At 50.4% G+C, this 10,668-nt stretch carries 7 protein-coding genes; 6 read left to right on the top strand and 1 reads right to left on the bottom strand.

Annotated features, from left to right (window positions below; translation table 11 throughout):
- The first annotated feature begins 95 nt into the window (after positions 1-95).
- From murJ to gndA, 6 genes are all read left to right on the top strand, one after another.
- Complete coding sequence (murJ, locus tag QMA39_RS10525; protein WP_281658683.1) at positions 96-1,622, top strand: murein biosynthesis integral membrane protein MurJ; 1,527 nt, start codon at positions 96-98, stop codon at positions 1,620-1,622.
- Positions 1,619-2,506: a PIG-L family deacetylase gene (locus QMA39_RS10520; protein ID WP_281658682.1), complete on the top strand. Its 888-nt coding sequence runs from the start codon at positions 1,619-1,621 to the stop codon at positions 2,504-2,506. The genes murJ and QMA39_RS10520 overlap by 4 nt, the downstream gene beginning before the upstream one ends.
- Positions 2,507-2,531: 25 nt before the next feature.
- Positions 2,532-3,974, top strand: coding sequence for an O-antigen ligase family protein (locus QMA39_RS10515; RefSeq protein WP_035531756.1), 1,443 nt, complete (start codon positions 2,532-2,534; stop codon positions 3,972-3,974).
- 15 nt (positions 3,975-3,989) lie between these two features.
- Positions 3,990-5,081, top strand: a complete 1,092-nt coding sequence (locus QMA39_RS10510; protein WP_281658681.1) for a glycosyltransferase — start codon at positions 3,990-3,992, stop codon at positions 5,079-5,081.
- A gap of 208 nt (positions 5,082-5,289) precedes the next feature.
- Positions 5,290-6,741: a glucose-6-phosphate dehydrogenase gene (gene zwf / locus QMA39_RS10505; RefSeq protein ID WP_281658722.1), complete on the top strand. Its 1,452-nt coding sequence runs from the start codon at positions 5,290-5,292 to the stop codon at positions 6,739-6,741.
- 31 nt (positions 6,742-6,772) lie between these two features.
- Positions 6,773-8,185 carry an NADP-dependent phosphogluconate dehydrogenase gene (gene gndA, locus QMA39_RS10500; protein WP_281658680.1) on the top strand — a complete coding sequence of 471 codons (1,413 nt, stop codon included), beginning with the start codon at positions 6,773-6,775 and terminating at the stop codon, positions 8,183-8,185.
- Between the two features lie 368 nt (positions 8,186-8,553).
- On the opposite strand, the gene QMA39_RS10495 is transcribed toward gndA, so the two are convergent.
- Positions 8,554-10,545 (bottom strand): tetratricopeptide repeat protein, encoded by a 1,992-nt coding sequence (locus tag QMA39_RS10495; RefSeq protein ID WP_281658679.1) that lies wholly within the window; start codon positions 10,543-10,545, stop codon positions 8,554-8,556.
- Positions 10,546-10,668 lie beyond the last annotated feature (123 nt).

The following is a 10,668-nucleotide window of genomic DNA, read 5'->3' as shown; positions in this document are numbered from 1 at the left end:
ATTCGTTTAAGGTTATGGTAAAATCAACAAGTATGGATTATAGTGTTACATAGCGAAATTTGTTTGATTTTAGCAAACGTGAAAGAGGTATTTGTGTGAAATCTAAATTAGGTTTAGCGAGCATACTGTTTATCGGCGCCACCCTGATCCTGAAGGTTTCCGGACTGATCCGGGACATGGTCATCGCCTACTACTTCGGGGCAAGCTACGTGGCGGATGCCTACCTGGCTGCCTTCATTATTCCGAATATGCTGATTTTATTCATGCAGAACGGGATGAAGAATGCGCTCGTTCCGAGTTACATACAGGCGGCGGAGGAAAAACGCGGCCGCTCGTATTTGGGACAGGTCTTCAAAGGAACGGCCGGACTTGCTCTTATTCTTTCGATTATCGGAATGGCCATTGCACCAGTGCTGATTCCGCTCTTGTATCCGGATTTCAGTCCGGAAGCGAGTCAGATCGCCATCTGGGTGACGGTCATCTTCTTTGCGTGTATATCGTTCGTCGGCATGAACTCGGTTTTGGAAGCGTTCTTTGACGCGGAAAACAAGTTCTCCTTGTCGATTGTTTCTCAAATCATCGTCATTCTAAGCTCGATTGCCGGTGCATTCCTTTTCGCCAACCAGATCGGGGCCTACTCGCTGGCGATCGGTTATGCAGTGGGTACGGTACTATCCCTGATTTTCAAGGCGTTCATCGTCGTCCCGCAGAAATCGTTGACGCTGAAGGAGAAGTTCGACTGGCCGGAAGTGCGCCAGTTTTACTGGATCTTCCTGCCTGTCGGGCTGACGGTTATGGTCGGTCAGGTCAACCTGCTTGTCGGTTCGGTCTTTGCCAGCTACCAGGGCGAGGGCGCGGTCATGTACATCAATACGGCGAAGAACTTCGTGCACATGCCGCAGGCGATTTTCGGGGTGACGATTGCGACGATTATCTTCCCGTTATTATCTAAAGCGATTACAACGAACGATACCGGGCAGTTTAAAAAGGGTATCGAAAAAGGGCTCACGACGATGTACCTCGTGTTGATGCCGTCGATCATCGGCATGATGCTCTTGATGCCGAACTTGATCGAACTGTTGTATGAAGGTGGTGCCTTTGATAACAAGGCGACAGAAGCAACGACCCAGGTCGCGTATTTCTACTTCGGTTCCGTCCTGTTCTTCAGTCTCAACAACATCATCAACAAAGGCTTTTATACCATGAAAAAGGGCCACCTGATCCTCATGATCAGTATCGGTTCCATCTTATTGAATGTCGTCTTCAACTTCGTGTTTGCCGAATGGCTCGGCTACCTCGGCATCCCGCTCGCGGCATCTGTGATGGCGCTCTTCTATACAGGGGCATGCCTCATCGTTTTCACAAAGCTTGTCGGGGGACTCAACTTCAAGTCCATCATCGTCGACTACGCGAAAATCACCGCAGCCGCCGCGCTTATGAGCGGAGCCGTCCTGGCTGTCAAACCGCTGATTTCAGGACTGCCGAACTTGTTCATTATCATCATCGTCGCTATCATCGGCGCGGTTGTATATGTCGGAGCCGCTTTTGTTATGAAGTCAGACGCCTTTATGTTTCTACTCCATAATGTTACGAAACGGAAAAAGAAAGGAGCAACGTCATGAGTCGTAAAGAATTGTTCATGAACGCGGTGCGTCCGGTCAACGCACCGATGACGAAATTCATCCTCGGCCGTCACTATAACGCAGACCTGATGGCGCTGAAAAATGAACCGGTCCAGAAGGTGCTCGTCCTCGCGCCCCATATGGACGACGAAACGATCGGTCCGGGCGGCACCCTCCGCCAGCACGCCGATCAGGGAGCAGAGGTCCACTGTGTGTTCATCACCGATGGAGCGAGCAGTGTTTCTGAGATGAGTGCGGAGGAGCTGAATGCCAAGCGCCGCCAGGAGATTGACAAGGTCAAAGACATCCTCGGACTGACGGACGTCGCCTACCTCAATCTGCCGGACGGTGGTGTATCAAGCACCCCGGATGCGATTCAATACTTGAAGGAAAGGATCGAAACCCTGAGCCCCGACATCATCTACACGACGCCGTTCATTGATGCGCATACCGATCACAGCGCCACCGCCAAACTGCTCAGCGATACGCTGAAGCGGATGGATAACGTACGCTCGAAAATCCGCATGTATGAAATCAACTGCGCCTTCCCGCCGGATTCGATCAACTGCCTCGTCGACACGAGCGAGCAGCATGAGAGGAAAGTGGAGGCGACGGAAGTGTTCGATTCCCAGGCCATCGCTTTTGACGGCTTCCTGGAGTTGAATCGTTACAAAGGAAAACTCGCTTCTGATCCTGTAGAAACCGCGGAGGCGTTCATCGAATGGGACAAATCCAACTTCGTGAAACACGTTGATGTGCTTGATCAGATGGGCTATAAGTTCCCGGAGAAGTTCAAGCAGGTCAACCGTACCGATACACTGCTGTGGGCGATTTTCAAAAACTACGCCATGAAGAAGGATTTGTACCGCAAAACCATCAACTAATCATCATAGAAAAGAGGTGTCCCCCATGCCTATCCCATGGAGAAAACTATACTTCGTGTTCGTCGCGCTTGCGCTTTTCTTCATCGGCGCAGCTCTCGATAACACGGTGATCGACCTATTGATCATGCTGTTCTTCGCCGGCTATGCCATCGCCAAGCCGAAGAACTCGCTGCTGATATTATTTACGTATTTCCCGATCCGCCCGTTTCTGCTGGAATTCAACCCGGCATTAAAAGGGATCGGCGACATCATCATCTTTGCGCTTTTATTCCGTGTCCTACTCATGTACCGCAAGGATTTAAAAAAGCTGTTCCAGTTCTACTGGTTTGAATACGCCTTTTTCGGCTTCCTCATTGTTGGAGCGGTATCGGCGTACTTGACCGGTGTATCCCTGACAGCGATCATCTTCCAGATCCGAGGCTTCCTGCTGTTTTACCTCGTGTTCTACATAGCAAGAAGACTGCACATTACGAAGGAAGACATCAACAAGTTTATTCTCACGACGCTGATCATGACCTTCTTGATCTGTATCCACGGCATGGTTGAAAAGCTGTCCCTAAGAGGCGTCTTTCTGCCGCAGAGCTGGCAGGATATGCCGCTGTCTGCGACCAACCGGATTCGTATTTACGGAATGACAGGAAACCCGAACGTCCTGGCGTATTACCTGTCCTTCTCCATCATCATCATCATGTACTTCCGCAACCGTTTTACAGGCAAATGGCTGTGGTTGACGTACATTTCCCTTGCCTGTCTGTTTGGCGTCTGGAGTCTCACGTATTCCCGGGGAACATGGATCGCGTTTGCTCTCGCGCTTGCGATTTACGTTGTTGTAGCACGAAAGTGGAATTTCCTGAAGCCGCTGCTCATTTCGCTCGCCGCCGGTGTGGTTCTCATCGCTGTCCCGGTCAGTATCGGTACGTCGATCGTCGAGAACACCGACTTCGGAAAAGAGAAAAAAGAGAAGCAGTCGCAATATGACGACAGTGAAGGAAGCTTCAAGGACAGACTCGGCTCAACGATCGATAAAGAGACCCGTGAGCAGTCAAGCCAGTCCGGACGTATCTGGATTGTCAGCAAAGGCTTTGAAATCTATCTCGATCATCCGATCATCGGGACCGGCTTTGCCACATTCGGGGACGGAGCGACATTGAGCTACGATTCACCGATTTACGATGATTACGGCATTGAGCGTGAATTCTTCTCCGACAACCAGTACATCCAGATCATCACCCAGACAGGGGCGGTCGGTGTCATTCTATTCGCCATCTTCCTGCTGAACATGCTGTACCACATTTGGAAAAAGCGGAACGAAACGCTGCTCGGACCGGTGCTCCTCGCTGTTCTGCTTGCGGCCTATGCCGCCGGGATGGTGTACAACATTTGGGAAGGCGATTCGTTCACGATCTTCTACTTCGCCATGCTCGGCTATCTCTTGAATATGCGGCCGGAGCATGAATATGACCTCTAATAGAGGAGGGCGCTTATGAGTAAACGTGTACTCGTCATCAGCAACATGTATCCGAGCCACCGCACACCGACGTACGGCATTTTTGTGAAAAATCAAGTGGAGGCCCTGAAGGAAAGAGGGGTCTCCGTTGATACCGCCGTCAACCGTGATAACCGCGGCGGGAAAGGCAACCTGATCCGCAAGTATATGATCTGGCTCTTGAAAATACTCGCCCGCTTCATCACGAAGGGGCGGTCGTATGATGTTGTGCATGCGCATTATATCTTCCCGAGCGGCCTGCCCGGGCTGTTGTTCAAAAAGCTGTTCAAAACGAAGCTGATCGTCACCTCCCACGGCGGAGATCTCGACCAAATGGCAAAAAAGAGCGGACTGATCAAGAAGCTGACGAAAAAGATCCTTCATGAAGCCGATCACGTCATCGTTGTCGGCGAGGCTTTGAAATCGGAAGTGATTGACGGGTTTGGAGTCGCGGAAAACAACGTATCCGTCATTAATATGGGAGTCGACCGCCGCGTCTTCCAGTCGGTTGACAGCACAGAAGCGAAAAAAGAACTCGGGCTGAATCCTGATCATTTTCACATCCTGTTTGTCGGCAACCATATCAAGGCGAAAGGGCTCACCGAGCTTCTGGAAGCAGTAAAGAACATCCAGAAAAACCATAGAAACGTCGAGCTCCATCTTCTTGGAAGCGTCAAAGACGAAGGATACCTCCAGGAATTAAAAGAAAGCGTCCAACAGGAGAACTCTTCCCTCGTTCATTTTCACGGACCGAAAGACCAGAAGGCGGTCGCCACTTGGATGGCAGCCGCTGATGTGTTCACTCTGCCGTCTTACATCGAAGGCTTCGGCCTTGTCGCCCTTGAGGCGATGTCATGCCACACCCCTGTGGTCGGTTCGGATGTCGGTGGTCTTTCCTATCTGCTTGCGGATGACCACGGCGTGCTCGTCGAGCCGAAGAGTGTGTCTTCCTTGCAGACCGGTCTGCAGCGGGTGATGGAGGATGAGCTCTTACGTAAGCGGCTGATCGAGAACGGTGAACAGGCAGCCAAGGAAAGCGATACGGAGCGGCTGCTGAATGAAATCATAGATCTTTACAACCGTGCATAGCCTGCCGGTTTAGATGAACCATAAGGAAGGGAAGCGGGGAACTGCTTCCCTTTTCCTCCACCTCGTTTAAGGTGGATTACTTACATAATCCTCTGACATGTTTTATACTAAAGGCGGTGTAAATGAATCGTACAGAGAAACAGGAGGTAACAGGAAAATGGACGAACAAAGCAACCAAAGTCAGCTTGGAATCGATTCCGCTCAGCTTATGGATGATATGACTTTCGTATTATTCGGAGCCAGCGGCGATCTTGCGAAACGTAAAATCTATCCGGCTTTATACAATTTATATGTCGAAGGAAAAATGCCGTCCTCTCTATCTGTCGTAGGCTTAGGCCGCCGGCCGTATTCCCAGGAGGACTTTCGTGAAATCATCAAGGAGTCGCTGTCTACGTTCTCCCGTAGAGAAGCAGACCCATCCCATATGGAAGAGTTTCTGGAAAGCTTCCGCTACTTCATTTTTGACGCGATGGAGCCGCAGTCGTACGCCGACTTGAAGGCCTTCATAGAAGAGCGTGAAACAGAGAAATCCATTCCACAAAACCGTCTATTCTACTTATCTGTGGCGCCGAGCCTCGTCGAGCCGATTACGGCATCGCTTCAGAAGAGCGGCATCACAGAAACCGACGGCTGGAAAAAGCTGATCGTGGAGAAGCCGTTCGGCAGTGACCTGCATACCGCCCGTCACCTGAACGCTGAATTGAGAAAAGCGTTCGATGAAGAAGAAATCTTCCGCATCGACCACTATTTAGGCAAGCCGATGGTGCAGAATCTGGAATCGTTGATCCGTCCGAACCCGATTTTGAAATCCTTGTGGAACCATGACCAGATTGCCAACGTACAGATTACTGCCAGTGAAACGGTCGGTGTCGGTACACGTGCCGGTTATTATGACAAATCCGGAGCGATCCGCGATATGGTGCAGAACCATTTGTTACAATTGGTCATGATGACCGCACTTCACCACCCGGAAAAGCTGTCCGCCAAGCAGATCGAAAAGAAAAAATCGGCCATCATGGAGGCGCTGCGCCCGGTCGATGAGGGGAATATCCAGCAGGATGTCGTCCGTGGTCAGTATGAAGCAGGCGAAGTGGACGCCCAGTCCGTTGTCGGCTATCAGGAGGAAGACGGTGTCGAAGAAGGATCTAACAACGATACGTATTTCGCTGCCCGTCTGTACATCGATAACGAATACTGGAAAGGCATTCCGTTCTACATTCGTACCGGAAAACGTCTTGCCCAGAAATCGACGCGCATCATCATTGAATTCAAGAACGAAGTGGAGGATGAGCCGGATTCCGAAGGCGCAACATCCAATCTGCTTCTTATTGAAATCAATCCGAACGAAAGCATCGGTCTGCGCGTCAACCTGAAGGATGACGGCAACGAGAAATTCGAACCTGCTTACGTCAATTTCACGAAAAACCTGGATGAGCAGCCGGAAGCGTATGAGAACCTGTTGAATGACGCCATGGCAGGAAATGCCACGTACTTTGCGCACTGGAACGAAGTTGAGCTTTCCTGGCAGTGGATACAGCCGATTCTTGAGGCCTTCGAAGCCGATGAGCTTCCGCTTAACACGTACCATGCAGGATCCCAGGGACCGGAAGCAGCGGAGAAGCTGCTGAACGAAGACGGCTTCACCTGGTGGGAAATATAAATTACGGATAGAGAAGGGGACTGATTGAAACATGGAGAAACAGAACATCGGTGTCATTGGTTTAGGAGTCATGGGTGCGAACCTTGCCCTGAACATTCAAGATAACGGATATAAAGTATCTGTGTACGACTACTGGACAGACCGTGTCGATGAGCTCGTCCAAAACAAAGAAAACACCGGCAACGTCAGCGGTGCCTACAGTGCCGAGGAATTCGTGGCTTCTTTGGAATCCCCACGCAAAATCCTTATGATGGTCAAAGCCGGCGAAACGACGGACAAAGTGATCGAAAGCCTTGTTCCTCACCTTGATCAAGGCGACATGCTGATTGACGGCGGGAACACGTATTACGAAGATACCGAGCGCCGTGCCGCATACTTAGAGGAAAAAGGCATCCACTTCATCGGTACCGGCTTCTCCGGCGGGGAGGAAGGCGCGCGCCGCGGTCCTTCCATTATGCCTGGTGGGCCAATCGAAGCGTACAAAGAAGTGCAGCCGATCTTTGATGCGATCGCAGCGAACGTTGAAGGTACAGCATGTGCGGCCTACATGGGACTCGGCGGTGCCGGTCACTATGTAAAAATGGTCCACAACGGTATCGAGTACGGCGATATGCAGCTGATCTGTGAAGCCTACTTCATTATGAAAAACGTCCTCGGCCTGTCTGCTCAGGAGCTTCACGAAGTATTCAAGGAGTGGAACGAAGGCGAGCTGGACAGCTACCTGATCGAAATCACGGCCGACATCTTCACGAAAGTGGACGAAGAAACAGGCAAGCCGTTGGTTGAAGTGATCCTCGATACCGCCGGCCAAAAAGGAACCGGAAAATGGACGAGTAAGAGTGCCCTTGATTTAGGTGTACCACTTCCGATCATTACCGAGTCTGTATTCGCCCGCTTCATCTCTGCAATGAAGGAAGAGCGTGCGAAGGCAAGCAAATATCTGACCGGTCCTGAAGTGAACTTCACCGGCAACAAGGAAGAAGCGATCGAATCGATCCGCAAAGCGTTGTACATGAGTAAAATCTGCTCCTACGCGCAAGGATTCGCTCAGATGCAGTCCATGAGTGAAGAAAAGGGCTGGGACCTTCAGTACGGCGATATCGCCATGAACTTCCGCGGCGGCTGCATCATCCGTGCGCAGTTCCTGCAGAAGATCAAAGAAGCGTATGACCGTGAAGACCACCTGTCCAACCTGCTTCTGGACCCGTACTTCACAGACATCGCAACAACATATCAAAAAGAGCTTCGCGAAACGATTGCGCTTGCGATCCAGAACGGTGTTCCAGTACCGGCATTCTCCAGTGCGCTTGCTTACTACGACAGCTATCGCACAGAGAAACTCCCTGCGAACCTGCTTCAGGCGCAGCGTGACTACTTCGGTGCCCACACGTACAAGCGTGTCGACAAAGAAGGAACGTTCCATACGGATTGGATGAATATTTAATAGACGAAAACCCAGGCCATGCGCCTGGGTTTTTTATGTTGTCGAGAAACTATTAGCAGTTTACGGCCACGCATCGCTTATCGGTGGATGCTTGCCGCGGGCCCGGCCTCAGCTAACTTGGCCCGGAAGACCACCTGCCCAAGTGGATCTTCGGCTCGTGTTGTTCCCGCAGGCGTCACCACCGAACGCTCCTCGTGACCTCGCCAAATGATCGTTTGAAGAAGAAGAGGCTTCTTGATTAGTAACACTCATGTACAGGTACTAATGAAGTTCGCTGACTGGGATAGGAAGAACTTAACCTTTCCCCTGGTCTGAAAGCTCAAACATCTGAACATAAAAAGAGGAGACGGCGTCACGCCGTCTCCTTGTTATTCCGATTCTGTACTTTCAGGTTCTTCTGCTTTCTTTGCAAACACCGCACTGACCTGTTTGTTCCGTGTCATCGTTACGGACGTGCTGGCACTTGATCCTGAGACGTCCCCTTCCCAGCGGACGAAGGTGTAGCCTTCATCTGGTACGGCCGTGACAGAAATGGACTGTCCGGATTTCACCGTTTTATTGGACGCCTGTATCGTTCCTTCACCGATGACCGACATTGTCAAAGAATATCTCTCTGGCTCAGGTTCCGGTTTTGGCTCCGGCTTAGGTTCAGGTGTTGGTTCTGGCTCAGGTTCGGGCTGAGGCGCGGCTTTTCTTTCAAAGTTCGCAGCCACAACCTTGCTGCGGTTCATCTTCAACGTGATGGATGATGAGGAGGAACTGGCATCCCCACTCCAGCCGGTAAAACGCCAGCCATCCGCAGGAATTGCAGATAAGCTTACGTTCGTTCCGTCGTTGAACTGGCTGCCAGACGCACTTTTCTGGATACGCCCTTGGCCGTTAATCGCCACATTCAAGGAATAGGTTTCTACAGCTTCTGTCTGTTCTTCTTCATCTTCCTCGGGTTCCTCTTCTTCCGTTTCTTCATCCACTTGTGTAAAAACAGCACGAAGTGTTTTGTCTTCATTCATCGATACTACGATATCGGAGGTTTCTGAAGTGAGTGATCCTTCCCAGTGATCGAATTCCCAGCCGTCAGCGGCACGGGCACGAAGCGGCACTTTAGCGAGGTGTTCAAAGTCTGTTTCCAACGTGTCCCGGACGACTTCGCCTTCCCCGGTCTTAGCCAGCGTCAAGGTGTGTTTGACAGGCTCAAAGACAGCCGTCACATTCATATGGTCTTCCACTGTCAGGTTCACTGGATTCACGGCACCATCCAGATCATTTTCCCATCGGACGAATTCATACCCTTGCGCGGGGTGAGCCTCTATCGTAATGTCTTCACCTACACTATAGCTTTCCTGATCAGGATAAACCGTAACGGTTCCCTGCCCCTGGGATTTTGTTTGAATGATTTTAGATGACCCTTCAACGAAAATGTCGATTTGTTCTTCAAAATCTTCGAAGCGGACGGTCAGTACATCCTGACCTTCTTCTACTGCGGTCAACGTGGCTGTCTGATCCTGGTTCACATCCAGTTCAAACAGCTGCTTTTCAATCGACCATTCGGGTTGGATGCTCATTTCTTCTCCGTCCGCATCATACCCGGTCACCGATAAGTCGAGGGTTTCTCCAACCGCAAGCGGTTCGATTTCTTCCGGTGTTACTTCAACCTGGTCCAGCAGCTGTTCAACGACTTCCATTTCCATATCTTCTGTGTAGGATTCCCACTCCGCAGTAACCACCACTTTACCGACTTCCTCTGCAGAAAAAGTCGTCCCTGTGACACCTTCAACAGTGACCAGTTCACCAAGGCTGTTCTCTTCCTTCGTCCACTTCGCCTCAAGAGGAATGAACTTTCCTTCTTCACTCTCCCACGCTAATTGAAGATCACGCTCATAGCCTTTCTGGACACGGGGTCTTTCCGTTTGTATAGAAATCTGTGATTCCAACGTTTCCATGGCTTGTTCGACAGCATCTGCATCGTTTTCGCTGTATTTGATGCCTTTCTCTAAAGCGTTGTATGCTTTTTCTACATCCTGCAGCTGCAGCTGGATGTCGGAGGATTTTGTATACAACTTTCCTTCTTCCGGTGTTTCATAAATGCCGTCCGACAAAGTCTTTACAGCTTTTGAAGATTCCTTTACAGCGACAAAAGCATCCGCAAGTCCCAGTCTTGCATCTACAAATGCTGGGTCTTTCTCTAAAATAGATTGATATAAGTCAATGGCTTCTTCATAGTTTTCCTCTTCCAATGCTGCCTGGGCTTTCTCATATGTACTGTCTACAGAGTTTGCGCCAACGCCGTTCATAGTAAAAAAGACACCCGCACCAACAGCGAGCAATGCGATGACAGCAATGATGAGCACTTTCTTGTTCAAATGGTTCCCCGCCTTTCCTTCACACATAGGTTAAATGTCTCTTCATTATACAGGAACAGATGAAAGATTTGGTAAATGTCCCGTTAATTTGTCTAATGAAGCAGAATGATAAACAATCAAATT

This window comes from Halobacillus sp. Cin3 (genome assembly GCF_947311855.1).
Taxonomy (GTDB): Bacteria; Bacillota; Bacilli; order Bacillales; family Halobacillaceae; genus Halobacillus; species Halobacillus kuroshimensis.
Note: the sequence above shows the minus strand (reverse complement) of the source record. Positions and strands in the feature narration are given on the sequence as shown.

Coding starts and splice junctions, on each gene's coding strand:
- QMA39_RS10520 (WP_281658682.1), top strand. CDS start 1,619: ATGAGTCGTAAAGAATTGTTCATGAACGCGGTGCGTCCGGTCAACGCA.
- QMA39_RS10515 (WP_035531756.1), top strand. CDS start 2,532: ATGCCTATCCCATGGAGAAAACTATACTTCGTGTTCGTCGCGCTTGCG.
- QMA39_RS10510 (WP_281658681.1), top strand. CDS start 3,990: ATGAGTAAACGTGTACTCGTCATCAGCAACATGTATCCGAGCCACCGC.
- zwf (WP_281658722.1), top strand. CDS start 5,290: ATGGATGATATGACTTTCGTATTATTCGGAGCCAGCGGCGATCTTGCG.
- gndA (WP_281658680.1), top strand. CDS start 6,773: ATGGAGAAACAGAACATCGGTGTCATTGGTTTAGGAGTCATGGGTGCG.